We start from the raw sequence: 23,071 nt of genomic DNA on the forward strand, positions 1-23,071 counted from the left end.
GATGGCATACCCTCCCATCGCCTGGATGCCGCATGCGTTTATTGATCCTGTCGGACCTGCACCATGAGCTGTGGCGCGACGAAGCGCCGCAAGGCGACCTTGCGCTCAGCTGCCCCGATGCCGTCATCCTGGCTGGCGACATCGACACGGGCGCCCGCGCCGTCGCCTGGGCCGCCACCGCGTTTGCGGGGCTGCCGGTGCTGTACGTGCATGGCAACCATGAAGGCTATGGCCACCACCTCGACAAGGTGCGCCAGGAGCTGCGCAGCGCCTGCGCCGCCACGGACAACGTGCACTTCCTCGACTGCGGCACGCACGTCATCACCGACCAGGCGGGCAACGCCGTGCGCTTCCTGGGCGCCACCCTGTGGACGGATTTCCGCCTGCTGGGCGACGACACGCGCCAGGCGGCCATGCGCGACGCGGAAGCCGTCATGAACGACTACAAGCGCATCCGCCTGGCCAACATGGGCTTTCGCAAGCTGCGCGCGGCCGACACGGCCATGTTCCACGCGCAGCAAAAAGCGTGGCTGGCGCGCGAACTGGCGCAGCCTTTCGATGGCGCGACCGTCGTCATCAGCCACATGGCGCCGTCGCTGCTCTCGGTCGACGATGCCTACGGCAGCGAAGGCTGTTCGCCCGCCTACGCCTCGCGCCTGGACGAACTGGCCGCGCAGGCGGACCTGTGGGTGCATGGCCACATCCACGCTTCGCGCGATTACCACATCGGCCGCTGCCGCGTCATCTCGAACCCCTGCGGCTACAAGACGCGCAGCGGCACGCCGCAAAATCCCGCTTTTGATCCGAACTACATCGTCGACCTGCCGGCCCGCTAATCGTCAGCTTTGAGGCGGCCCGCCAGCCATTGCTGCAGGCGGTGCTTGCCAGCCCGGCGCGCCGCGCGCGGCGACGCTACCGACTGGTGCACGCCGGCGCCGCCGCGCAGCCTGGCGGCGGCCACCAGCGGATTGCGCGGCTTGGACGTGGCTTTCACTTTGATTTTCATGGTATTTCCTTTCAATCCGGTCATCCAAAACAAAAAACCCCGGCGAGTTTCCTCACCGGGGTTTGAAGGACACCGGCTCGGGATCGGCAATACTGCCGATGACCCCGAGCGTCATGCACGGGGCTAGTGGTCGTACAATTTGCTGCCAGCCTGCTCGAACATGGGTTTCCTTTCCTTTATCTGGTTAATCTGCACTGCGGACGCTGATTCTGCGCCGTATGCTGCAGTGCGTCAACCGCTTTTCATGGCGTATGCGCCAACGTTGTTATTTTGTCGCAGCCTCGCCGGCCATGGCTTGTTCCTTGGCGATGCGGGCGTCGAGCTTCGCTTCATTTTTGGCAGCGTAGTTGCTGCACGCCTGCGCATCGATGAAGGGATTCGGCGTGACGCCTTCCAGCAGTTGCGTGAGCTTGCGGTCGCCGTCCGAGTGGTCGGGGTGGGCCGAGATCAGGATGTCGCACGGCAGCCTGGCGAAGTCCTGCATGACGCGGCGGAAGGCCGGCGTCAGGTCCGCATGGCGTTCATCGGCAAGGTAGTGAAAGTCGTCGGCCGCCACCGGCGTGAGGCTCGCGCCGAACACCACGTTCAGGCATTCCTGACGCTCCGCATCCTCGCACGACACCCAGGTCCAGCTGGTGCTGCCCGGCGTATGCCCAGGCGTATGGCGCGCCGTGATGGTCACGTCGCCCAGTTGCAGGGCTTCGCCATCGGCGATCTCGCGCACGTTGTCCACGGCCGGCATGGGATCGATTTCGCCCGCTTGCGGATCTGCGGCAAGCACCGCTCCCGCGCGCAGCGCCTGCGCTCCCAGCGGGCTGGCGATCACTTGCGCGCCGCTGTCGCGGGCCAGGGCGGCGATGCCGCCCGAATGATCGAAATGCGCTTCCGTACTCAGGATGAACTTGATGTCTTGCAGGCGAAAGCCCAGCTCGAGGATATGTTCCTTGATGGCGGCCACCGATTGCGGCAATGCGCCATCGATGAGGATCAAGCCTTCGCGCGTGTCGATCAGCACCACGCTCAAGCCGCCCACGCCCACGTAATACGTGTCGCCGTGGATGCGCGCCGGTTGCTGCGGGCGGTTCCACTGCGCCGCATACGGCGAGGCGATCGGCTGCGTCAGGGGATCGACGGCGGGCGTGGCGGCATGCGCCGTCAACGGCAGCGCCATGGCGGCCAGCGCGATACTGAGCAAGGTCTTGGGAAGGAAGAAAGGCGGCATGCGGCTCCAGGAAGATAGGCAGTATGAATTAATGCCACAGGGTAACGTCGCTACCCTCGCGCGGTCAAGCAGACGGGCGTGGCGACTTGCGCTACGATAGAGGCCCATTGACTGCCGTGCGCCTTGCCGCGCCCAATGCCATGCGTTTGCTGATCCTGTCCGACCTGCACCTGGAAGTCTGGGGCGAAGACACGCCCGCCATCGACCTTGCCGCCTGCCGCCCCGACGTGGTGATCCTGGCCGGCGACATCGACACGGGCAGCAATGCCATCGCCTGGGCCGCGCGCACCTTCGGCGCCCTGCCCGTGCTGTACGTGCACGGCAACCACGAAGGCTACGGCCACCAGCTCGAACGCATGCAGGACGCCGTGCGCGACGCCTGCGCCAGCGCGAATGCGCACGGCGCCAACATCCGCCTGCTCGACGGCGACGCCGTGGTACTGAACGGCGTGCGCTTCCTCGGCGCCACGCTGTGGACGGATTTCCTGCTGTTCGGCGCCGAGCGCCGGGAAGAAGCGCTAAACGCGGCGCAAGCCTACATGCCCGACTACAAGCGCATCAGCACGGGCGGCGACACGCCCCGCCTGCTGTGCGCCAGCGACACGGCGCAGCTGCACGCGCAGCACCGCGCCTGGCTGGAGCGGCAGCTGGCGCAACCGTTCGATGGCAAGACGGTCGTCATCACGCACATGGCGCCATCGATGCTGTCGGTGGAAGCGCAGTATGCAGACAACCTCGGTTCGCCCGCCTTCGCCTCGCAGCTGGACGCGCTGGTGGCACAGGCCGACCTGTGGGTGCATGGCCACATGCATGCCTCGCTCGACTACCGCATTCAGGACTGCCGCGTGGTCTGCAACCCCTGCGGCTACAAACGGCCGGACGGCACGCCCGAGAACGAACGTTTTGACACAGGCTTCATCGTCGACCTGGCCAGCGCGGCTTAACGTTTTCCATAGCGCAGCTGCACCACGCCGCTGGGCAGCTCGCGCGTGCCGTCCAGCCGCCAGTCGCTGCGCGGCAAGCCATCCTCGAACAGGCGCACGCCCCGGCCCAGCACCACGGGCAGCACGGACAAGGTGACGCTGTCGACGACCCCGTCGCGCAAGCCGGCGCGGATGACGGCGCCGCCATCGAGGTACACGTGGCGGCAGCCTTCCGCTGCCAGGTCCTGCAGAACTTCCCGCACGCTGCCTTCGCGGCGCTGCTCGCCATGGCGCGGCGCGAAGTCGCGGTGGCTCAAGACCACCACGCGCTTGCCCACATACGGCCACGGCTCGAAGTCCAGCACGGCGTCGTAGGTGGTGCGGCCGATCAGCAGGGTATCGACCTGCTCCATCAATTGCGTATAGCCGGTGGCCTCGGGCGAGTCGGGGGCCAGCTCGGCCAGCCAGGACAGGTCGCCGTTTTCCCCGGCGATGCAGCCATCGAGGCTGATGCCGAGAAAAACGCTGACGAAAGGTTTTTGCATGAGTGCTCCTTGATTTAATTCTACGGTGTAGAATTATGCCCATGAAAATCCCAAAACTTCAAGCCATGGAATCTCCCGTGCGCCGAGCGGGTCGTCCGCGCCGCGCCCTGCCCGCGCTGGACAACGCCAGCATCCTGCACGCGGCCCTGGCCCTGCTGGAAGAAAAAGGCGAGGCGTTTTCCATGCGCGCGCTGGCGCAGAGCCTGGGCGTCGACGCCATGGCCCTGTATCACTACTACGCGGGAAAAGAGGAATTGTTGCAGGCCTTGATGGCGCAACGTTTTGCCGCGCTCGACCCGCGCCAGCCGCCGTTTACGCGGCGCCAGGCAGCGCCACGGCGTGTGCTGGCGCTGTGCGCGCTGTACCTGGAACTGGTCAGCGCCACGCCGTATTTCGTGCGCCTGATGGCGCGCGGACTGGTGGAGCAAGCCGACGTGGCCGAGCGGTTTATGGCACTGTTCGAGCTGGCCGTCGACGGTCTCGCGCTGGACAAGAAAACCCGCTTGCGCGGGCGCGATGCGCTCGTCGATTTCCTGCACGGCTATGCGCTGGCGGGCAGGCCGGTGGGCGAGACGCAGTGGCACGCCTCGGTTTCCCTGATCCTGGCCGGCATGCAGGCCAGTGTTGAAACAAGCGCTTAATTGAACTGCTTGAAATCCGGCTTGCGCTTCTGGAAGAAGGCCGTAAACGCTTCCTTCGCCTCGGCGCCGCCCAGCATGGCGCTGAACAGTTTGTTTTCGTCGGCGATGGCCGCCTTCATCGGCTCCATGCGGCTTTGCTTCATCAGGCGCTTGGTGGCGCGAATCGAGGCGGCCGGCAGGGCCACCAGCTTGGCGGCCTGGCCTTGCGCGAAGGTCATCAGCTCGTACAGGGGCACGACTTTCGACACCAGGCCCATTTCCAGCGCTTCGCTGGCCGGGAACGACTCGCCCAGCATCAGCTTTTCCGCCGCGCGCGGGTAGCCGGCCAGTTGCGTGAGCAGCAGGCTGGAACCGAATTCCGGGCACAGGCCGAGCTGCGTGAACGGCATCGAGAAGCTGGCATTGTCGGCCGCGTAGACCAGGTCGCAATGCATCAGCAGGGTCGTGCCGATGCCGATAGCCGGGCCGGAAACGGCCGCCACCACGGGCTTGCTGCTGCCGTACAGGGCGCGCATGAACTGGAACACGGGCCGGTCGTGGTCGAGCGAGCCATCCTTCGGGCGCGCCGTCTTCATGAAGTCATCGAGGTCGTTACCGGCCGTGAAAATCTCGCGCTTGCCGCAGATCAGGATGGCGCGCACGTCGTCGTCCGTCTCCGCCGCCACCAGCGCATCGGCCAGGGTCTGGTACATGGCGCCCGTGATCGCATTCTTGCGTTCCAGGCGGTTGAATTCCAGGGTCAGAATGCCCTCGCTCTTGCTGCACACAATATCCATGTCGTCTCCAAAAAGATAAAGGGCGCCGGGGTAATCCCGCAGCGCCCTGTTTTATTGCTTTAGCCCGTCGAACTTAGACGCGTTCAAAGATACCTGCTGCGCCCATGCCGGCGCCCACGCACATCGTGACCATGCCGTACTTCTGCTTGGTACGCTGCAGCGCGTGGATCACGGTGGCTGCGCGGATGGCGCCGGTGGCGCCCAGCGGGTGGCCCAGGGCGATCGCGCCGCCCATCGGGTTGACCTTCGATGGATCCAGACCCAGGTCGCCGATGACGGCCAGCGCCTGTGCGGCAAACGCTTCGTTCAGCTCGATCCAGTCCAGCTGGTCTTGCGTGATGCCGGCGGCGGCGCATGCTGCAGGAATGGCGAATTTCGGACCGATGCCCATGATTTCCGGCGGCACGCCGCGCACGGCGAACGAGGAGAATTTCGCCAGCGGGGTCAGGTTGTGCTCGCGCAGGATTTTTTCGCTGACGATCAGCAGCGCGCCGGCGCCGTCGGACATCTGCGAGCTGTTGGCGGCCGTGACGGAGCCCTTGGCCGCGAAGACTGGCTTCAGCTTGGCCAGCGACTCCATCGACGAATCGGCGCGCGCGCCTTCGTCCGTGTCGACGGTGCGGCGCGTCACATCAACCTGGCCGGTAGCCAGGTTCGGCGTGCGCGTGATGATTTCCACGGGCGTCGTTTCCGCCTTGAAGAAACCGGCTTGCTGCGCGGCGATGGCGCGGCGGTGCGATTCGACGGAGAACGCGTCCTGCTGTTCGCGCGACACTTTCCATTGCTGCGCCACTTTTTCGGCTGTCAGGCCCATGCCGTAAGCCATGCCGATGTTCTCGTCGCTGAACATGTCGAGGTTCATCGACGGATGGTGGCCCATCATCGGCACCATCGACATCGATTCGATGCCGCCGGCGATCATCACGTCGGCTTCGCCCACGCGGATGCGGTCGGCCGCCATGGCGATGGCCGTGATGCCCGAAGCGCAGTAGCGGTTGACGGTGACGCCGCCCACGGTTTTCGGCAAGCCTGCCAGCAGCACCGAGTTACGCGCAATATTGAAGCCCTGCTCCGCTTCCGGGAACGAGCAGCCGATGATGGCGTCGGTGATCAACGCCGGGTCCAGGCCAGGCGCTTGCGCCAGGGCCGATTGCAGCACGCGCACCAGCAGGTCGTCCGGGCGGGTGTTTCTGAACATGCCGCGCGGCGCCTTGCCGATCGGGGTGCGGGTTGCAGAGACGATGTAGGCGTCTTGAAGTTGTTTGCTCATTTTATGCTTTCAAAGATGTTGAACGAGGTTCGTGTTCTGTCGAATGTCCGGGGTAGAGGCTTATCGCTTCTGCGACAAATACCAGTCCACCGTCACCTGTGCCGCCAGCGTGCCTTCGGAGTCGAAAATATCGACTTCCACGGGAAACGCCACCTTGCCATCCTGCGCCAGCTGCGCCTTCAAGGCAGCCAGGTCGCCCGGTACCCGGCCTTCGGCGCGCGTCGCGCCCCGGGCCACCTTCTGGTACTGGATGCGCGACTCCTTGGCCACCGGGCGCAAGCCCAGTATCAGCTCGGCGAAGCCGCCCGCCATGGCCGCGCCGGAAGCCGTTTCGGCCAGGGTAAACAAGGCGCCCGCATGCTGCGTGCCCAGGTGATTATTCAGTTTTGGATTTTCCGGCAGCGACACCTTCGAGGTGCCGGCGCCGATGTCGTCGATGCTGATCCCCAGCAGCCGCACGAAGGGCAAGGTGTCCATCATCTGTTGTTTGATACGGTCATACACCATGCTTGGCCTCACGCGCAGTAATACTTTAAAAACGAGGGACAGGATCGTCATCGACGCTGTGCTTAGTTGCGTACCGGTTTACCGGTTTGCATCATGCCCATGATCCGTTCCTGGGTTTTCGGATGGTTCAACAGCTCCAGGAATGCCTTGCGTTCCATATCCAGCAGCCACTGTTCGCTGACGAAGCTGCCCTGGTCCACGTCGCCGCCCGATACGATCTCGGCGATCATCTCGCCCAGCTTGAAATCGTGCGCCGAAATGAAGCCGCCGTCGCGCATGTTGACCAGCTGCGCCTTGATGGTGCCCCAGCCGTAACGGCCCGTCACCTGGATCAGCGACGGCAGTTGCGGACGGAAGCCCGCGTCGAACATGGCGCGCGCTTCGACCTTGGCCACGTGCAGCAGCTCGTAGGCATTGAACACGATCACGTCGTCTTCCTTCAGGTAGCCCATTTTCTTCGCTTCCAGCGCCGATTTCGACACGTTGGCGGTGGCTGCATTGGTGAAGCCCGTTTTCAGGAATTGCAGGATATCGTTGCCCTTGGCTTCCTTGTAGGCGCGCTGCGCCGCTTCCTTCAGGCCGCCGCCGGCTGGAATCAGGCCCACGCCCACTTCCACCAGACCGATGTACGACTCGATCGAGGCCACGCGCTTCGATGCGTGCAAGGCCAGCTCGCAACCGCCGCCCAGTGCCAGGCCAGCGACCGCGGCGATCACCGGCACATTCGCGTATTTCAGCGACATGAAGGTGTTCTGCAGTTCGGCGATGATCGGATCGACGGCTTTCACGCCGCCTTGCATGAACGCCGGCAGGGCCGATTGCAGGTCGGCGCCGGCCGAGAAGGCGCCGCCTTCGGCTGCATCGGCGTGCCAGATCACCAGGCCCTTGAAGTTCTTTTCCGCTTCGGCCAGCGCCAGTTTCAGGCCATTGATCACGCCTTCGCCGATCACGTGCATCTTGGTCTTGAACGAGATGATCAGGACATCGTCACCCGTATGCCAGACGCGCACGGATTCGTCTTCGAAGACGGTGGTGCCGGCGGTCTTGGGGTCGGCAGCGCCGCTGCCCAAGTTGGTGCCAAAAACGGGCGCGCGGAACGGCTGGCGGTCATATACGGACAGGGTCGAACGTGGCACGAAGCTGTTCGACACGGCCGAATACGAACCTTCCGGCGTATGCACGCCGCCTTGTTCAGCGACCGGGCCTTCGAAGACCCAGGCTGGCAGCGGTGCATTGCACAGCGCGTGGCCGGCGTCGATGTCTTCCTTGACCCAGTTGGCCACTTGCAGCCAGTTCGATGCCTGCCACGTTTCAAACGGACCCACGTTCCAGCCGAAGCCCCAGCGCATGGCGAAGTCGATGTCGCGCGCATTGTCGGCCACGGTGTCCAGATGGATGGCGATGTAGTGGAAAGCGTCGCGGAAGATCGCCCACAGGAACTGGCCTTGCGGGTTCGTCGATTCGCGCAGCGCCTTCATCTTCTTGACCGGATCCTTTTCCTTCAGGATGCGGGCGATGATGTCGGCAGCCTTGGCGCCGCCGGCCACGTATTCACCGGTGGCGAAGTCCAGGCGCTGGATTTCCTTGCCGACCTTCTTGTAGAAACCTGCGCCGCTCTTCTGGCCCAGCGCGCCTTTTTCCACCAGCGATGCCAGGACGGCCGGCGTCTTGTAGACGGCAGCGAACGGATCGTTCGGCAGGTAGTCCTGCATGGTCTTGATCACATGGCCCATGGTGTCCAGGCCGACCACGTCCGCCGTGCGGAAGGTGCCCGACTTGGCGCGGCCCAGCTTGGCGCCCGTCAAATCATCGACGACGTCCACGGACAGGCCGAATTTTTCGGCTTCGTGCACGATGGCCAGGATGCCGAACACGCCAACGCGGTTGGCGATGAAGTTCGGCGTATCCTTGGCGCGGACCACGCCCTTGCCCAGGGTGGTGGTCAGGAAGCCTTCCAGCTGGTCGGCGATCTGCGGCTTGGTGAACTCGGTCGGGATGATCTCGACCAGGTGCATATAGCGCGGCGGGTTGAAGAAGTGCACGCCGCAGTAGCGCGATTTCAGGTCGGCGTCGAAGCCTTCGGCCAGCTTGGTGATCGACAGGCCCGAGGTGTTCGAGGCGAAGATCGCGTTCGGGCCGATGTGCGGGGCCACCTTCTGGTACAGGTCGTGTTTCCAGTCCATGCGCTCAGCGATGGCTTCGATGATCAGGTCGCAACCGGCCAGCAGGTCCAGGTTGTCTTCGTAGTTGGCCACCTGGATCAGCGCGGCGTCATCCTTGTTGCCCAGCGGCGCAGGCGACAGCTTTTTCAGGTTCTCGATGGCGCGCAGCACGATGCCATTCTTCGGGCCTTCCTTGGCCGGCAGGTCGAACAGCACGACCGGCACTTTCGCGTTGATGCAATGGGCGGCGATCTGCGCGCCCATCACGCCGGCGCCGAGGACGGCTACTTTTTTAACGATGAAATTGGTCATATTTTCCTCAAGTCTTAGAACAGGTCTGCGTCGAGTGCCATCAGGTTGGCCGAACCGGAACGCGCCTGACGGATCAGGGTTGCCGTTTCAGGCTGCAAGCGGGCGAAGTAGAAACGTGCGGTAGCCAGTTTGGCGGTGTAGAACTTGTCGCCGCTGGATTCTTTTTCGAGGGCGATCTTGGCCATCTGCGCGAACAGGTAGCTGTAGATCATGTGGCCGACGACGCGCAGGTAAGGCACGCATGCCGCGCCCACTTCGTCCGGATTCTGGAATGCCTTCATGCCGATTTCCATGGTCAGCTTGGTGACTTTGTCGCCCAGGTCGCCCAGTGGCGTAACGAATTCGCTCATCGCTTCATCGGTGCCGTTGTCTTCGACGAAAGCCTTGATCTTTTCGCCGAACTTGCGCAGCTTGGCGCCGTTGTCGCCCAGGATCTTGCGGCCCAACAGGTCCAGCGACTGGATCGTGTTCGTGCCTTCGTAGATCATGTTGATGCGCGCGTCGCGCACATACTGCTCCATGCCCCATTCCGAGATGTAGCCATGGCCGCCGAACACTTGCATCGCGTCCGAAGTGGCGATCCAGGCGTTGTCGGTGATGAAGGCCTTGATGACAGGCGTCAGCAGCGCCACTTCATCGGCCGCTTCCTTGCGCACGTCGGCGTCCGGGTGGTGCAGTTCGCGGTCGATCTGCAGCGCCACGTAGGAGGTGAAAGCACGCGCGCCTTCGGCGTAGGCTTTACCGGTCAACAGCATGCGGCGCACGTCAGGGTGCACGATGATGCGGTCGGCCGGCAGTTCCGGGTTCTTGATGCCGGACAGCGAACGCATTTGCGTGCGGTCCTTGGCGTAGATCAGCGCGTTCTGGTAAGCGATTTCCGTCAGGCCCAGCGACTGCATGCCCACGCCCAGGCGGGCCGCGTTCATGAAGACGAACATGGCGTTCAGGCCCTTGTTCGGCTGGCCGATGATCCAGCCTTTCGCGCCGTCCAGGTTCATCTGGCAGGTCGAATTGCCGTGGATGCCCATTTTTTCTTCGATGGCGCCGCAGGTGATCGGATTGCGCTCACCGACCGTGCCATCCGCGTTTGGCAGGAATTTCGGCACCAGGAACAGCGAAATGCCTTTCGAGCCTTCCGGCGCGTCCGGCACGCGGGCCAGCACCAGGTGCAGGATGTTTTCCGCCATGTCGTGCTCGCCGGCCGAGATGAAGATCTTGTTGCCGGTGATGGTCCAGGAACCGTCCGCCTCAGGCAGCGCTTTCGAGCGCAGCAGGCCCAGGTCGGTGCCGCAGTGCGGTTCGGTCAGGCACATGGTGCCCGTCCATTCGCCCGACACCAGCTTCGGCAGATACACTTCCTTCTGGTGGTCGGTGCCGTGTTCCTTCAGGCACTCGTAGGCGCCGTGCGACAGGCCTGGGTACATGGACCAGGCCTGGTTCGACGAGTTCAGCATTTCATAGAACGAATTGTTCAGCACGACAGGCAAGCCCTGGCCGCCGTATTCCGGATCGCACGCCAGGGCCGCCCAGCCGCCTTCAACGTACTGCTTGTAGGCTTCCTTGAAGCCTTTCGGCGTGGTCACGCTTTTCGTGACGGGGTCGTGGTGGCAGCCTTCGCGGTCGCCGGAGTGGTTCAGCGGGAACAATACTTCGGAGGTGAATTTGCCGCCCTCTTCCAGCACCTGGTTGATGATGTCGGCGTCGACGTCGGCGTACGACGGCATTTGCTTCAGTTCTTCTTCCACTTGCAGGAACTCATGCAGGACGAATTGCATATCCCGGATTGGCGCGACGTATTGACCCATAATTTTCTCCTGAAGGCGATTAGCTAAAGTGTTGTACTTGTAAGTGCGTGTGCGTTGTTGCGGATACTGCCTGACGGCTTATTTGCTTGTGACGGAATTCTGGTACGACGCCAGCAGGCGGATAAAGCCCGCTTGCGCCCGTTCGATGCTGCCCGGCACGCGCAGGAAACGCGCGTCGTGATGCAGGGCCAGGATCAGGCCATACATCTCGTACACCAGCTGCTGGGCATCCGTGTCCGCTTTCAGGTCGCCCGTGGCGATCGATTGCTCGACACAGCGCAGCAGCGCGCCCTGCCAGGCCCGCACCATGGCCACCAGGGCTTCACGGATGGGACCGGGACGGTCGTCATACTCGACGGCGCCGCTGATATAGATGCAGCCCGAAGCAATTTCCACGCTGACCCGCTTGACCCAGCGCGCAAACATCGATTGCAGGCGCTGGATGCCGCGTGGTTCTTTCATGCTGGGAAAAAAGACTTCTTGCTCGAAACGATAGTGGTAAAGCTTCAGCACTTCCATCTGCAAGTCTTCGCGCGAGCCAAAGTGGGCAAACACGCCCGACTTGCTCATGTTCATTTTGTCCGCAAGCAACCCAATGGTCAGGCCTTCCAGGCCGTCGCGGCTGGACAGGTCCAGCGCCACGTCGAGGATGGCTGCACGGGTCAGTTCGCCCTTGCGCATGAATTTGACTGAAGTATTCAAGAGGTCCGTTCTAAAAGTGATGTTGCCGATTTGGCGGACTGAAGCGAGGGTAAAAAAAAGCACGCCTCGAAAAAATCCGAACGCTCGTACTATTATCCACTACCACGTAAAAGTCAAACGGGAACTTTAGAGCCGGCGTTCTATTGGTGCAGCGCAGCATTTTCAGGCTGCGTGTTTACAGCGATTTCAGGAGGGCAAAAGCGTCGCGCGCCCTTGCCGCCCCACATCAGGCGGGCCTCAGGAAAGGTCGCCTGCCTTGCTCAATTGACGGCGGTCGCGCTTGGTCGGCCGCCCCTTGATGGTGGTGCCCGGCTCGCGGAACAGCTTGCGCTCCTCGGCCAGCTGCTCGCGGCGGGCGATGCTGGCCAGCGTTTCGCCATACAGCAGGCGCGCCACGGGCGCCGCGCCGCGCTTGTCGGACAGGCCCAGCACGGCCACTTCCCACGTCTCCGCGCCATTATCGATGGCCAGCTCGTCGCCCACGCGCAGGCTGCGCGCCGGTTTCACGCGCTCGCCGCCGACTTTGACTTTCCCCGTGTCGACGGCTTCGCTGGCCAGCGAGCGCGTCTTGAAGAAGCGCGCCGCCCACAGCCATTTGTCCAGCCTTACCGTTGTCATCTCATTCATGCGTACTTGCCTACTGAAAAAATGCGCATCACCAGCCGGTACACGAGGAACGCAGCTTCATAGCCGATGCGCCGGAAACGGCCGATGTGCTTGAAATCATCCTGGTGAATCACGATGCCGTCGGCGACGCCCTGCTCTATATGCTGGCGCAAGCTTTGCGCGAACGCCACATCCTTGATGACCACATTCGCTTCCTGGTTCAGGAACAGGCTCAGCGCATCGATGTTGCTGGAACCGACCGTCGCCCAGTCATCGTCGACGACGGCCACCTTGGCGTGCAGCTGCGTCTTGCGGTATTCGACGATTTTCACGCCGGCGGCCAGCAGTTTCGGATAAAACGAATGCGCCACGGCGTCCTGCATGCGGAACTCGCCCACGCCGATCAACAGCACCACGTCCACGCCCCGCTGGGCCGCCTGGGCCAGCGCACGGCGCAACTTGTGGCCGGGCGCGAAATACGGGTTGGCCAGCATCACGCTTTTCCTCGCCTGTCCCAGCGCCTGCAAATAGGCGCGCTGGATGGTGCGGCGGTTGCGCAGGTTGTCGCGCACGACAAAGCCGGCCACCACGGGGTTCTTCGCCAGCTCCTTGCTGACGACGCGCATCTTGCGGTACAGCTTGATACGCCGCACCAGGTTCATCTTGCCCAATCTTGCCCACTGCGCCTGCACTTCTTCGTGGATGGCGTCCACCAGCGGGCCCTTCACCTGCACGGCGAAATCCCAGCGCGGCGCTTCCAGGCTGATGCTGTGGTCGTAGTCGCAAAACATGTCGTCATTGATATTGATGCCGCCCACCAGGGCGATTTCACCATCGGCCACGCAAATCTTGCGGTGCGTGCGCGTGATGCCGCGCCGGAACCACGGATTGAAGATGCGGTGGTGCACGCCAGCCGCTTCCAGCTCTGCATGCATGGCGTTGACCCGGCGGTTGCCCGTGCCGAACCAGTCCGTGATCATGCACACCAGCACGCCGCGCGCGGCGGCACGCTTGAGCGCATCGAGCACCAGGGCGCCCGTGGCGTCGTCGGCAAAGATATACGTTTCAAAATACACTTCCGAGCGCGCGCCGTCGATGGCGGCGATCAAGGCTGGAAAGTAATCGGTGCCGCAATACAGCAGCTGGATGTCGTTGTGGGCGATGAAATTGACTGTGCGCATGCCGGCAGTCTACGCGAGTTTCAAAGCAGCAACTATCGGCGCGTGGTCCGACAATTTGGCCCACAGGGTGCCGTGCATCACTTGCGCGCCTTCCACGTGGAAACCACGCACATAGATGCGGTCCAGGCGGAACCACGGCAAGGCGGCGGGAAAGGTACGCGCCGGCACGGGAATCGGCGTTTTCGTCTGGCGCCGCGCCAGGGTGCGCACCAGGTCGCCCAGGGCCGAGTTCGACGCGCGCTGGTCGAATACCTCGACCACACCGAGCGCATTGCGCAGCTTGTCGCTGAGCGTGTTGCGCCAATCGTTGAAGTCGCCCGCGATGATGACGGGCTCGCCATTCGGCGCCGACTCCATGACGGCGTCGATCAGCGCCTGCGTCTGGCGGCCCCGCCCCGACTCGAACAGGCCCAGGTGGACGACGTAGCAATGCACGTCGGCCTGCGGCGTCTTGAGCACGCAATGCAGGATGCCGCGTTGCTCGTAGGCATGGTCGGACACGTCGTGGTTGGTTTGCGAAGCGATGGGAAACTTGCTCAGCAAGGCGTTGCCATGGTGGCCATGGTCATACACGGCATTCATGCCGTAGGCGGAATGGTGTTCGGGGCCGGCAAAGAACTCGTGCTGCGACGCTTCCGGCCAATGCTTGTGGCCGTTCTTCTCGGCGCCATAGCGGGCCGCATTACGGTCGTGCTTGCCTTGCACCTCTTGCAAGAAGACAACATCGGCATGGAACAGGGCAATCGCCTGCTTTAAAGCATGCACGCGGGGCAAGCCCCGCACGGAGGAGACACCCTTGTGTATATTATAAGTTGCTACGCGGATTTTCATGCATTGATTCTACTCCCAGACAGGCCCCGCGCGGCGCCGGCCTAGGTGCGCGTGCGCACCTAAAACCCACAATCAGGCCAGCATGCGTCCCACGCCCGCCGTCACGCTGACGATCAGCGCGGTAATACCCGCCGCCCAGACGATCTTCACCAGCAACGGTGCGCCACGCCAGGCCACGGTGCGCTTGCCCTTGGCAAACGCGCCCGGATGCAGCAGCCAGCCGATGGCCATCAGCGGCATGCCGATCGGCGGCGTGCGGCCGGGCACGGTGGAGCTGAACAGCAGGAAGATAAAGCACAGGCAAAAAACGATGCCCAGGGTGCCCAGCAGTTTTTGCTGCGCAGTCAAATGTAACCAGTTCAACATGGAATGCTTTCTAGAAAATCAGGTGGGACGCGCCAAGCCCGTCATGGCCGGCAATTGCAAGATCGCTTCCGCGTTGGACGACGAGAAACAGCGGTCGGCCGCCGCCAAGTAAGGCAGCCACGCATGCTGCAAATGCTCGCGCGGGCTCAGGGTGACGGCGATGTCGCGCGGCACTTGCACGCTGAACACGTGTTCCGTGTTGCGCGTCACGCCCGGCGCATAGCGGTGGCGCCAGATCGGATAGATCTCGTACACATTCGACAAGTTCCAGTCGCGCAGCACGATATCGTGCCCATCGGCAACGATGCCGGTTTCTTCCGCCAGTTCGCGCGCAGCCGTCTGCAGCAGCGGTTCGTCGACGGCGTCGACGGAACCCGTCACGGATTGCCAGAAACCGGGTTGGCCCGCGCGCTCGATCAGCAAGACGTCAAGGTCCGCCGTATGGATGACGACCAGCACGGAAACGGGAATTTTATGGCTCATATCAAGAATGAAAAAGGCGCCTCGCAGCGCCTTTTTTTGCCTCAGCAAGTAAAACGGTAGCGGCTGCCTGGGCAGCCGCATGCTTCATTACACTACTTTTGGCTCGGTGCTGCGCAAACGGATGTGCAGTTCGCGCAGTTGCTTCTCGTCAACTTCCGACGGCGCATGGGTCAGCAAATCTTGCGCGCGCTGGGTTTTCGGGAAGGCGATCACGTCGCGGATCGATTCGGAACCCGTCATCATGGTCACGATACGGTCCAGGCCGAATGCCAGGCCGCCATGCGGTGGCGCGCCGTATTGCAGGGCGTCGAGCAGGAAGCCGAATTTCAGCTGCGCTTCTTCGGCGTCGATCTTCAACGCGCGGAAGACCTTGCTTTGCACTTCTTCGCGGTGGATACGGATCGAACCGCCACCCAGTTCCCAGCCGTTCAAGACCATGTCGTAGGCCTTGGCGATGCAGGCGCCCGGATCGCTTTCCAGCATGTCTTCATGGCCGTCTTTCGGCGCCGTGAATGGGTGGTGGGTCGCCGTCCAGCGGTCCGCTTCTTCGTCGTGCTCGAACATCGGGAAGTCGACCACCCACAATGGCTTCCACACGTCTTCGAACAGGCCGGCTTTCTTGCCGAATTCGCTGTGACCGATTTTCACGCGCAGCGCGCCGATGGCATCGTTGACGACCTTGGCCTTGTCCGCGCCGAAGAAGATCAGGTCGCCGTCTTGCGCGCCCGTCTGCTCGAGGATCGTGGCCAGCACGTCGGCAGGCAGGAACTTGACGATCGGCGACTGCAAGCCTTCAGGACCCTTGGCTTTCTCGTTGACCTTGATGTAAGCCAAACCCTTGGCGCCGTAGATGGCGACGAACTGGGTGTAGGCGTCGATTTCCGAACGGGGCATGCTGCCGCCTTGCGGTACGCGCAGGGCTACCACGCGGCCGCCCTTCATGTTGGCGGCGCCGTTGAAGACCTTGAATTCGACCGACTTCATGACTTCGGTCAAGTCCGTGAAGGCCAGCTTGACGCGCATGTCCGGCTTGTCGGAGCCGTACAGGCCCATCGCTTCGGCGAAATCCATCACCGGGAACGGGTTCGGCAAGTCGATGTTCAGCGTGTTCTTGAAGACGACGCGGATCATGTCTTCGAACAGGTCGCGGATTTCCTGTTCCGTCAGGAACGAGGTTTCGCAATCGATCTGCGTGAATTCAGGCTGGCGGTCAGCGCGCAAGTCTTCGTCGCGGAAGCACTTGGTGATCTGGTAATAACGGTCGAAGTTGGCGACCATCAACAGTTGCTTGAACAACTGTGGCGATTGCGGCAAGGCAAAGAAGCTGCCCGCGTTCACGCGCGACGGCACCAGGTAATCGCGCGCGCCTTCTGGCGTCGACTTGGTCAGCATCGGCGTTTCGATGTCGATGAAGCCCAGCGCGTCGAGGTACTTGCGCACTTCCATCGTCACCTTGTAGCGCAGGCGCAGGTTGTTTTGCATTTGCGGGCGGCGCAGGTCCAGCACGCGGTGTGTCAGACGCGTCGTTTCCGACAGGTTGTCGTCGTCCAGCTGGAACGGCACGGGCACGGAAGGGTTCAGCACTTCCAGCTCCGAGCAGACCACTTCGATCTTGCCCGATTTCAAGTTGTTGTTGATCGTGCCTTCGATACGGTTGGTCACGACGCCCGTCACGCGCAGGCAGAATTCGTTGCGCACGGCTTCGGCGACCTTGAACATCTCCGCTTGTTCCGGGTTGCAGACGATTTGCACCAGGCCTTCACGGTCGCGCAAGTCGATGAAAATCAGGCTGCCGTGGTCGCGGCGGCGATGTACCCAGCCGCACAGGCTGACGGTTTGTCCCAGCATGGCTTCGGTAACGAGGCCGCAGTATTCAGTACGCATAGACATAAAATTCTCAGTTCAGGTTAGTGAGTGTTCAATCCGGCCACGTCCCGCATGGGACGCCTGCCTTTATTCTTTGGCTGCCGGGGCCGGTACAGCAACAACTTCCGCAGGCGCCACCACGCCCATCGAGACGATATATTTGAGCGCCGCATCGACGCTCATGTCGAGTTCGACGACATCGCTGCGCTTCATCATCAGGAAAAAGCCCGATGTCGGATTCGGCGTCGTCGGCACGTACACGCTGACATAGTCGCCCACCAGGTGGTTCGCCGCATCGCCGCCCGGCACACCGGTCAGGAAAGCGATGGTCCAGGAGTTCTGGTGCGGATACGGCACCAGCACGGCCTTGCGGAAGGCATTGCCCGACGGGGAAAACAGGGTATCCGACACTTGCTTGACGCTCGAATACAGGGAATTGACGATGGGTATGCGTTGCAGCAATTTTTCCCACAGTTTCACCACGTAATTGCCGACCAGGTTATTCGTCAGCAAGCCCGTGAAGAACACGATCAGTACCGTCAATACCGTGCCCAGGCCGGGAATGGTGCTCAGCGCGGGAATCTGGCGGCCGAACCAGACGCTGGGCTGCGTACTGCCGGGCACCAGCAACAGCGACTGGTCCATCGTGCTGATGACCAGATTCAGGACCCAGGCCGTAATGGCCAGGGGCACCAAAATCAGTAATCCGGTAATAAAGTATTTACGCATCGGTTTCTCGGTAAGGGATCGTATCGGCGCGGCGCGCTTTTCAGTCCGCTTTCGGCGCAGCGGCAGCCGGGGCGGGCGCAGGGGCCGCGGCAGGCGCGCTCTCGGCGGCCGGGGCGGGTTTGGCGTTATCGGCCGGGCCCGTCGGAATGGCCGTGGTGGGCGCCGTGCCGCCGCGGAAATCGGTCGCGTACCAGCCGGTGCCCTTCAATTGGAAACCGGCGGCCGTCAATTGCTTCTTGAAACTGGGCTTGCCGCACGACAGGCACACCGTCAGTACTGGATCGGAAATCTTTTGCAAGACGTCCTTGGCAAAACCACACTCGTCACAACGGTAAGCGTAAATCGGCATCTCTACTCCGAGAAAATCATCAAAAACCCTGAATTATAAAGCTTTTCCTTTGTCGCCAGCGGAAATTGCCCCGCCCGCCTCAGTCCGCCTGGCGGCGCCAGCTCATCCAGCGCTCCTTGCCGGCGAAGACGGCGATGGAATCGTCGACGGCGTCGTCGGCCAGGCAATCGAAATGCGGCGCCAGCAATTCCTGCAGTGTCTCACGCGATATGCCGAACGGCGGCCCCTTGGCATTGTCGTCAAAGAAGAAGTAGCCGGCCAGCATGGCACCGGGCGCCAGCAGCTGCGCCCAGCGGGCCGCCACTTGCGGCCACATGGCGCGCGGCATGGCGCACAGGAAAGCCCGTTCATAGATCAGGTCCAGCGGCACATCGGGTTCCCAGGCAAAGAAGTCCGCTTCCACCACCCGCCCTGCCCGCTCACCCAGCTGGATGCGCGCGGCCGCCACGGCACCGGGCGAAAAGTCGATGGCCGTGGCATCCCAGCCGTGCTCCAGCATGAAGACCAGCTCATACGCCGAGCCACAACCGGGAATCAGGCAGCGCAGGGGCACCGGGCTGCCGGCAACGAAGCTGCGCAGGCGCGCGGGCACGCCGCCGTGGTCCCAGGGCGTGAATTGCTTCTCGAAACGCTCGTCCCAGAAGGCGGGCGAGAGCGGGTCGCGGGTGTGGAAGTCAGCCATCACTTACGTCCTCAGCCAGTTAAAACGGCAGTTGATGCCAGCGCATGAACACTTGCAAGCCCAGTGCGCCGAGCGCGAAAGCGCCCACGAAGTAGACGATAAAGCTCAGCAAGCGGTTCGTCTGGCGTTGCTCCGCCAGCAAGGTTTTCATCAGTTCCACCTCGTTTTCGCGCGGTTCGCCATGCACCGTCAAGGCCTGGTGCAGTAAGCGCGGCAGTTGCGGGAAGATGTGCGCATAGCGGGGCGCCTCCGCGCGCAGGCGCTCCATGAAGCCTTGCGGCCCCACCTGGTTGCTCATCCATTTTTCCAGGTAAGGCTTGGCCGTTTGCCACAGGTCCAGTTCCGGGTCCAGCTGGCGGCCCAGGCCCTCGATATTGAGCAGGGTCTTTTGCAACAGCACCAGTTGCGGCTGCACTTCCACATTGAAGCGGCGCGAGGTCTGGAACAGGCGCAGCAACACTTGCCCAAAGGAAATATCTTTCAGCGGACGGTCGAAGATGGGCTCGCAGCAGGCGCGCACGGCCGCTTCCAGCTCATCGACGCGCGTATCCTTCGGCGCCCAGCCCGATTCGATATGCGCCTCGGCCACGCGCTTGTAATCGCGGCGGAAGAAGGCGAGGAAGTTTTGCGACAGATAATCCTTGTCGTAGTCGTTCAGGGTACCGACGATGCCGAAGTCCAGCGCGATGTAGCGGCCGAACGATTCGGGCGCGATCGACACGAGAATATTGCCCGGATGCATGTCCGCATGGAAAAAGCCATCGCGGAACACTTGCGTGAAGAAAATCTCCACGCCATCGCTGGAGAGCTTGCGCAAATCCACGCCGGCCGCCACCAGGCGCTCCGTCTGCGACACGGGAATGCCATACATGCGCTCCATGACGATGACGCTGCTGGAACAGTAATCCCAGTGCATTTCCGGCACCAGCAGCAAGTCCGAGTTGGCGAAGTTGCGGCGCAGCTGGCTGGCGTTGGCCGCCTCGCGCATCAGGTCCAGCTCGTCGTGCAGGTATTTGTCGAACTCGCCCACGACTTCCTTGGGTTTCAGGCGCTTGCTGTCGGCCCACAGGCGGCTGGTCCAGTCGGCGGCGATGTGCATCAGGGCCACGTCTTCGTCGATCAGCTTTTTCATGCCTGGACGCAAGACCTTCACGGCCACTTCGCGGCCATCTTTCAGGGTGGCAAAGTGCACCTGGGCAATCGAGGCGGACGCCACCGGTTCGCGCTCGAAGCGGGCAAACAGCTGGTCCGGGTGCGCGCCCAGCGACTTGGTGATCTGCGCGACGGCCAGGTCGGAATCGAACGGCGGCACCCGGTCTTGCAGGCGCGCCAGCTCTTCGGCGATGTCGAGCGGCATCAGGTCGCGCCGGGTCGACAGCACCTGGCCGAATTTGACGAAAATCGGGCCCAGCTCTTCCAGCGCCAGGCGCAGGCGCAAGCCCCGTGGCGACGACAGGTCGCGCCAGAAAATCAGGGTGTCGATCAATTTGGCGGTGCGGGGAACTTGCAGACCAGAAATCGCTATCTCATCCAGGCCGTACTTGATGGAAACACGGATGATTTTAAACAGGCGCAGGAATTTCAATATCATGTAGACAAATCCGGTGAGGAGGGCTGCGGCTGGACGGCGGCGACCGCCTTTTCCAGCCGGGCAAGGCGCTTGGCCAGGCGTTCGACGTCATCGCGCACGCGCGTCACGCCAGCGGAATACTCTTGCAGGGTAGAAGGACGGATCAGCATGGGCTGTTCGTCGAGAAAATATTCGGCCACGTTTTCCGCCAGCTTTTGCTGGCCCGTGCGCACAAAGGCGGCCGCATCCTTCGCGCCGGACACGAGGCGCGTGGCCAGCATGGGGCCGACGACCTTTTCCAGGTCGTGCTCGGCTTCCCAGCGCAAGCCCTTGCTCAATTGGGAAATCGCATTGGCAAACTCGGCATCGCCTTCGATCTTGACGTAGGAAAACGCCCGCTCGCGGTTTTGCAGGATCAGCGGCACATCGGACAATTTCACGCGGATGGTGACGTTGGCCGGCATGTCGGCCGGCGCCGCCTCCAGCATGCCGGCGCTGTCGACGCGCAGGCGCAAGGCCACGGCGCCCGTGTCGATGCAGGCCAGCTTGCCGGCGTGCACGGCCAGTTGCTGGCGCGCCCACGGCTCCTGCGCCAGCAAGTGGTTGATTGTCGCGATGACGGGCGTCATCAGGGAGAGATCGGAAAGTGGTGCCATCTATATACTGCGCGCCGCGCGCGCCCCCAAAAAGAAAAAACCGCCCATCAAACAAGGTGGGCGGTTTCGATCTTACCAGTTCAGCAGGAAATATCTCTCAAGCATCATGCATTCCGCATGGACTTAAGCCATTATTCAGCAAGTTTTTACAATTAATTCAATTGCTGGATGCCTGCCAGAACCCAGCCGCTATTGCCGCTGACGGGTTTCGACATATTCCATACTTCCGCGAACGGTTCCGCTGCGGCGCCCGGCGCCGAACGGATCAGGCCCGTGAACTTTACGCTGGCCAGGTAGTCGTTGACGCTCGTTTCGATTCCCAGCAGTTCGGCATCGATGGTGACGACATCCGTAAAGTCTGGCTGCGCGCCCCGTTCCTGGATTTGCATGCGCAGTTCCGCATACACTTCCGGCGACGTGAATTCGCGGATATCGTTGACGTCCGCCTTGTCCCAGGCCGCTTGCAGGCGAATGAAATTGCTTTTCGCGTGGCGCAGGAAGGCGTCCTTGTCGAAGTCGCTTGGTACGCCCCATGGCGCGGCAGCCGGGACCGGCTTGTCCAGGCCTACGCCGGACGAGACGGGTTGCAGCGGCGGCAGCGGCGGGATGCGCGAACCGATGTCAGGCACGTTGCCCGCTGGCGCAGGCTGGTTGCCGCCAAAACCGGCAAACGGCGCATTGCCGCCGGCATTATTGTCGCGTTTGCCACGTACCATGCGGTAGATGAAGAACGCCACGCCGGCCAGCAAGGTCACCATCAGCAGGGTGCTGATCATGCTGGCCAGGGCGCCGCCCAGGCCGAAATGCGACAGCAGCGCGCCCAGACCCAGGCCCAGCAAGGCGCCGCCCAGCAAGCCCTTCCAGCGGCTCGGTGCCTTGGCGGCAGGGGCCGGCGCGGGGGCTGGCGCAGGTTGCGCCTGGCGTGGCGCGGCGGCCGGCGCCGGGGTTGGTGCCGGCGCAGGCGCCTGGCGGCCCACGTTTTGCGACTGGCGGCCAAACGAACGGCCACCGCCCATGGGACGGGCCAGCGCCTCGCCCAGCATGGATACCGTGGTCGCGGCCAGCATCATGCCGACCATAAATTTCTTCAATTTCATTCCATCTCCTAAAATCACCGGCTTGGTGAGTTACAGCTTGAGTTACATCTTGATGCCGGTATGCAAAGCGGCAATGCCTGCCGTCAAATTGTAGTACTGCACGCGCTCCAGGCCCGCCGTTTCCATCATGGTCTTCAGCGTTTCCTGGTCCGGATGCATGCGGATCGATTCTGCCAGGTAGCGATAGCTTTCCGCGTCGCCGGCGATTTTCTGTCCGAACCACGGCAAAACCGAGAACGAATACAGGTCGTACGGCTTTTGCAGGGGCGCCGCCACCTTGGAAAACTCCAGCACCAGCAACTTGCCGCCCGGTTTCAGCACGCGGCGCATTTCCGCCAGCGCCACATCCTTGTGCGTCATGTTGCGCAAGCCAAAGGCCACGCTGACCCGGTCGAAATAATTGTCGGGGAATGGCAGTTTTTCCGCGTCACACAACAAGGTGGGGGTGAGCAAGCCGCGATTCAAGAGGCGGTCGCGGCCTACGCGCAACATCGATTCATTGATATCGGTCAACCAGACTTCGCCGGTAGGGCCCGCCTGCTTGGCGAATGCCTTCGACAGGTCGCCCGTGCCGCCGGCGATGTCGAGCACCTTGAAACCGGGACGCACACCCGCGTTGGCAATGGTAAACGTCTTCCACAGACGGTGCAGCCCGCCCGACATCAAGTCGTTCATCACGTCGTATTTGGCAGCGACGGAATGGAACACCTTGGCGACTTCGCGCACTTTGTCGTCTTCTGCAACTGTTTTGTATCCGAAATGGGTCGTATTGGTCATGGTAGGC

General features: G+C 62.5%; 25 protein-coding genes. 3 read left to right on the top strand and 22 right to left on the bottom strand.

Annotated features, from left to right (window positions below; all coding sequences use genetic code 11):
* The first annotated feature begins 32 nt into the window (after window positions 1-32).
* Window positions 33-836 carry a metallophosphoesterase family protein gene (locus tag OX460_RS17785; RefSeq protein ID WP_289899478.1) on the top strand — a complete coding sequence of 268 codons (804 nt, stop codon included), beginning with the start codon at window positions 33-35 and terminating at the stop codon, window positions 834-836.
* Here the strand turns inward: OX460_RS17785 and OX460_RS17790 are convergent.
* Window positions 833-1,006 (bottom strand): hypothetical protein, encoded by a 174-nt coding sequence (locus OX460_RS17790; protein WP_289899479.1) that lies wholly within the window; start codon window positions 1,004-1,006, stop codon window positions 833-835. The two genes, OX460_RS17785 and OX460_RS17790, sit on opposite strands and share 4 nt — an antisense overlap.
* Before the next feature lie 265 nt (window positions 1,007-1,271).
* Complete coding sequence (gene bla / locus OX460_RS17795) at window positions 1,272-2,228, bottom strand: subclass B3 metallo-beta-lactamase (RefSeq protein WP_289899480.1); 957 nt, start codon at window positions 2,226-2,228, stop codon at window positions 1,272-1,274.
* An 86-nt stretch (window positions 2,229-2,314) separates the two neighbouring features.
* Here bla and OX460_RS17800 point away from each other — a divergent pair, with 86 nt between their 5' ends.
* Entirely contained in the window at window positions 2,315-3,172 is an 858-nt protein-coding gene (locus OX460_RS17800) for a metallophosphoesterase family protein (protein WP_289899481.1), read from the top strand.
* On the opposite strand, the gene OX460_RS17805 is transcribed toward OX460_RS17800, so the two are convergent.
* The gene (locus tag OX460_RS17805) at window positions 3,169-3,696 is read right to left on the bottom strand and encodes a dihydrofolate reductase family protein (RefSeq protein WP_289899482.1); all 528 of its coding nucleotides are present in this window, start codon (window positions 3,694-3,696) and stop codon (window positions 3,169-3,171) included. The two genes, OX460_RS17800 and OX460_RS17805, sit on opposite strands and share 4 nt — an antisense overlap.
* Window positions 3,697-3,737: 41 nt before the next feature.
* On the opposite strand from OX460_RS17805, the gene OX460_RS17810 reads away from it, so the two are divergent.
* Window positions 3,738-4,337, top strand: coding sequence for a TetR/AcrR family transcriptional regulator (locus tag OX460_RS17810; RefSeq protein WP_289899483.1), 600 nt, complete (start codon window positions 3,738-3,740; stop codon window positions 4,335-4,337).
* On the opposite strand, the gene OX460_RS17815 is transcribed toward OX460_RS17810, so the two are convergent.
* The 19 genes from OX460_RS17815 to ubiE form a co-directional block, all read right to left on the bottom strand.
* A complete protein-coding gene (locus OX460_RS17815) occupies window positions 4,334-5,113 on the bottom strand; it encodes an enoyl-CoA hydratase (protein WP_251349336.1) in 780 nt (259 codons plus the stop codon). The two genes, OX460_RS17810 and OX460_RS17815, sit on opposite strands and share 4 nt — an antisense overlap.
* 73 nt (window positions 5,114-5,186) lie before the next feature.
* Entirely contained in the window at window positions 5,187-6,383 is a 1,197-nt protein-coding gene (locus OX460_RS17820) for an acetyl-CoA C-acyltransferase (RefSeq protein WP_035824191.1), read from the bottom strand.
* 60 nt (window positions 6,384-6,443) lie between these two features.
* Window positions 6,444-6,941 carry a YiiD C-terminal domain-containing protein gene (locus tag OX460_RS17825; RefSeq protein WP_289899484.1) on the bottom strand — a complete coding sequence of 166 codons (498 nt, stop codon included), beginning with the start codon at window positions 6,939-6,941 and terminating at the stop codon, window positions 6,444-6,446.
* A gap of 11 nt (window positions 6,942-6,952) precedes the next feature.
* On the bottom strand, window positions 6,953-9,364 hold the full coding sequence (locus tag OX460_RS17830; protein WP_289899485.1) for a 3-hydroxyacyl-CoA dehydrogenase/enoyl-CoA hydratase family protein: 2,412 nt from the start codon (window positions 9,362-9,364) through the stop codon (window positions 6,953-6,955).
* 14 nt (window positions 9,365-9,378) lie between these two features.
* Window positions 9,379-11,169, bottom strand: a complete 1,791-nt coding sequence (locus tag OX460_RS17835; RefSeq protein ID WP_034753387.1) for an acyl-CoA dehydrogenase C-terminal domain-containing protein — start codon at window positions 11,167-11,169, stop codon at window positions 9,379-9,381.
* A 78-nt stretch (window positions 11,170-11,247) separates the two neighbouring features.
* A complete protein-coding gene (locus OX460_RS17840) occupies window positions 11,248-11,850 on the bottom strand; it encodes a TetR/AcrR family transcriptional regulator (RefSeq protein WP_034753385.1) in 603 nt (200 codons plus the stop codon).
* 258 nt (window positions 11,851-12,108) lie between these two features.
* Window positions 12,109-12,498, bottom strand: coding sequence for an RNA-binding S4 domain-containing protein (locus OX460_RS17845; protein ID WP_289899486.1), 390 nt, complete (start codon window positions 12,496-12,498; stop codon window positions 12,109-12,111).
* The gene (gene clsB / locus OX460_RS17850) at window positions 12,495-13,658 is read right to left on the bottom strand and encodes a cardiolipin synthase ClsB (protein ID WP_289899487.1); all 1,164 of its coding nucleotides are present in this window, start codon (window positions 13,656-13,658) and stop codon (window positions 12,495-12,497) included. Before clsB ends, OX460_RS17845 begins: the two co-directional genes overlap by 4 nt.
* A 9-nt stretch (window positions 13,659-13,667) precedes the next feature.
* Entirely contained in the window at window positions 13,668-14,489 is an 822-nt protein-coding gene (locus OX460_RS17855) for an endonuclease/exonuclease/phosphatase family protein (protein WP_251349339.1), read from the bottom strand.
* A gap of 72 nt (window positions 14,490-14,561) precedes the next feature.
* Window positions 14,562-14,855, bottom strand: coding sequence for a hypothetical protein (locus tag OX460_RS17860; protein WP_046682130.1), 294 nt, complete (start codon window positions 14,853-14,855; stop codon window positions 14,562-14,564).
* 18 nt (window positions 14,856-14,873) lie between these two features.
* A complete protein-coding gene (gene nudB, locus OX460_RS17865) occupies window positions 14,874-15,338 on the bottom strand; it encodes a dihydroneopterin triphosphate diphosphatase (protein WP_289899488.1) in 465 nt (154 codons plus the stop codon).
* Window positions 15,339-15,425: 87 nt separating this feature from the next.
* Window positions 15,426-17,228 (bottom strand): aspartate--tRNA ligase, encoded by a 1,803-nt coding sequence (aspS, locus tag OX460_RS17870; protein WP_180278639.1) that lies wholly within the window; start codon window positions 17,226-17,228, stop codon window positions 15,426-15,428.
* 63 nt (window positions 17,229-17,291) lie between these two features.
* Entirely contained in the window at window positions 17,292-17,933 is a 642-nt protein-coding gene (locus OX460_RS17875) for a DUF502 domain-containing protein (RefSeq protein WP_077398981.1), read from the bottom strand.
* A gap of 40 nt (window positions 17,934-17,973) precedes the next feature.
* Entirely contained in the window at window positions 17,974-18,282 is a 309-nt protein-coding gene (locus OX460_RS17880; RefSeq protein ID WP_077398979.1) for an FmdB family zinc ribbon protein, read from the bottom strand.
* Window positions 18,283-18,361: 79 nt separating this feature from the next.
* Window positions 18,362-18,964: a methyltransferase gene (locus OX460_RS17885; RefSeq protein ID WP_289899489.1), complete on the bottom strand. Its 603-nt coding sequence runs from the start codon at window positions 18,962-18,964 to the stop codon at window positions 18,362-18,364.
* A 19-nt stretch (window positions 18,965-18,983) separates the two neighbouring features.
* Entirely contained in the window at window positions 18,984-20,555 is a 1,572-nt protein-coding gene (gene ubiB / locus OX460_RS17890; protein WP_099665676.1) for a ubiquinone biosynthesis regulatory protein kinase UbiB, read from the bottom strand.
* The gene (locus OX460_RS17895; RefSeq protein ID WP_251349342.1) at window positions 20,552-21,190 is read right to left on the bottom strand and encodes an SCP2 sterol-binding domain-containing protein; all 639 of its coding nucleotides are present in this window, start codon (window positions 21,188-21,190) and stop codon (window positions 20,552-20,554) included. The genes ubiB and OX460_RS17895 overlap by 4 nt, the downstream gene beginning before the upstream one ends.
* A 152-nt stretch (window positions 21,191-21,342) precedes the next feature.
* The gene (locus tag OX460_RS17900) at window positions 21,343-22,287 is read right to left on the bottom strand and encodes a Tim44-like domain-containing protein (protein ID WP_289899490.1); all 945 of its coding nucleotides are present in this window, start codon (window positions 22,285-22,287) and stop codon (window positions 21,343-21,345) included.
* A 42-nt stretch (window positions 22,288-22,329) separates the two neighbouring features.
* Window positions 22,330-23,064 carry a bifunctional demethylmenaquinone methyltransferase/2-methoxy-6-polyprenyl-1,4-benzoquinol methylase UbiE gene (ubiE, locus tag OX460_RS17905; RefSeq protein ID WP_034753359.1) on the bottom strand — a complete coding sequence of 245 codons (735 nt, stop codon included), beginning with the start codon at window positions 23,062-23,064 and terminating at the stop codon, window positions 22,330-22,332.
* Window positions 23,065-23,071: the final 7 nt, after the last annotated feature.

The sequence above is a fragment of the Janthinobacterium sp. SUN033 genome, from assembly GCF_030397595.1.
Classification (GTDB): Bacteria; Pseudomonadota; Gammaproteobacteria; order Burkholderiales; family Burkholderiaceae_D; genus Janthinobacterium; species Janthinobacterium kumbetense.

What these genes read in the sequence shown, in the direction of transcription:
- OX460_RS17785 (WP_289899478.1), top strand. Translation starts at nt 33, where the DNA reads ATGCGTTTATTGATCCTGTCGGACCTGCACCATGAGCTGTGGCGCGAC.
- OX460_RS17790 (WP_289899479.1), bottom strand. Translation starts at nt 1,006, where the DNA reads ATGAAAATCAAAGTGAAAGCCACGTCCAAGCCGCGCAATCCGCTGGTG.
- bla (WP_289899480.1), bottom strand. Translation starts at nt 2,228, where the DNA reads ATGCCGCCTTTCTTCCTTCCCAAGACCTTGCTCAGTATCGCGCTGGCC.
- OX460_RS17805 (WP_289899482.1), bottom strand. Translation starts at nt 3,696, where the DNA reads ATGCAAAAACCTTTCGTCAGCGTTTTTCTCGGCATCAGCCTCGATGGC.
- OX460_RS17810 (WP_289899483.1), top strand. Translation starts at nt 3,738, where the DNA reads ATGAAAATCCCAAAACTTCAAGCCATGGAATCTCCCGTGCGCCGAGCG.
- OX460_RS17815 (WP_251349336.1), bottom strand. Translation starts at nt 5,113, where the DNA reads ATGGATATTGTGTGCAGCAAGAGCGAGGGCATTCTGACCCTGGAATTC.
- OX460_RS17820 (WP_035824191.1), bottom strand. Translation starts at nt 6,383, where the DNA reads ATGAGCAAACAACTTCAAGACGCCTACATCGTCTCTGCAACCCGCACC.
- OX460_RS17825 (WP_289899484.1), bottom strand. Translation starts at nt 6,941, where the DNA reads ATGACGATCCTGTCCCTCGTTTTTAAAGTATTACTGCGCGTGAGGCCA.
- OX460_RS17830 (WP_289899485.1), bottom strand. Translation starts at nt 9,364, where the DNA reads ATGACCAATTTCATCGTTAAAAAAGTAGCCGTCCTCGGCGCCGGCGTG.
- OX460_RS17835 (WP_034753387.1), bottom strand. Translation starts at nt 11,169, where the DNA reads ATGGGTCAATACGTCGCGCCAATCCGGGATATGCAATTCGTCCTGCAT.
- OX460_RS17840 (WP_034753385.1), bottom strand. Translation starts at nt 11,850, where the DNA reads ATGCGCAAGGGCGAACTGACCCGTGCAGCCATCCTCGACGTGGCGCTG.
- OX460_RS17845 (WP_289899486.1), bottom strand. Translation starts at nt 12,498, where the DNA reads ATGAATGAGATGACAACGGTAAGGCTGGACAAATGGCTGTGGGCGGCG.
- clsB (WP_289899487.1), bottom strand. Translation starts at nt 13,658, where the DNA reads ATGCGCACAGTCAATTTCATCGCCCACAACGACATCCAGCTGCTGTAT.
- OX460_RS17855 (WP_251349339.1), bottom strand. Translation starts at nt 14,489, where the DNA reads ATGAAAATCCGCGTAGCAACTTATAATATACACAAGGGTGTCTCCTCC.
- OX460_RS17860 (WP_046682130.1), bottom strand. Translation starts at nt 14,855, where the DNA reads ATGTTGAACTGGTTACATTTGACTGCGCAGCAAAAACTGCTGGGCACC.
- nudB (WP_289899488.1), bottom strand. Translation starts at nt 15,338, where the DNA reads ATGAGCCATAAAATTCCCGTTTCCGTGCTGGTCGTCATCCATACGGCG.
- aspS (WP_180278639.1), bottom strand. Translation starts at nt 17,228, where the DNA reads ATGTCTATGCGTACTGAATACTGCGGCCTCGTTACCGAAGCCATGCTG.
- OX460_RS17875 (WP_077398981.1), bottom strand. Translation starts at nt 17,933, where the DNA reads ATGCGTAAATACTTTATTACCGGATTACTGATTTTGGTGCCCCTGGCC.
- OX460_RS17880 (WP_077398979.1), bottom strand. Translation starts at nt 18,282, where the DNA reads ATGCCGATTTACGCTTACCGTTGTGACGAGTGTGGTTTTGCCAAGGAC.
- OX460_RS17885 (WP_289899489.1), bottom strand. Translation starts at nt 18,964, where the DNA reads ATGGCTGACTTCCACACCCGCGACCCGCTCTCGCCCGCCTTCTGGGAC.
- ubiB (WP_099665676.1), bottom strand. Translation starts at nt 20,555, where the DNA reads ATGATATTGAAATTCCTGCGCCTGTTTAAAATCATCCGTGTTTCCATC.
- OX460_RS17895 (WP_251349342.1), bottom strand. Translation starts at nt 21,190, where the DNA reads ATGGCACCACTTTCCGATCTCTCCCTGATGACGCCCGTCATCGCGACA.
- OX460_RS17900 (WP_289899490.1), bottom strand. Translation starts at nt 22,287, where the DNA reads ATGAAATTGAAGAAATTTATGGTCGGCATGATGCTGGCCGCGACCACG.
- ubiE (WP_034753359.1), bottom strand. Translation starts at nt 23,064, where the DNA reads ATGACCAATACGACCCATTTCGGATACAAAACAGTTGCAGAAGACGAC.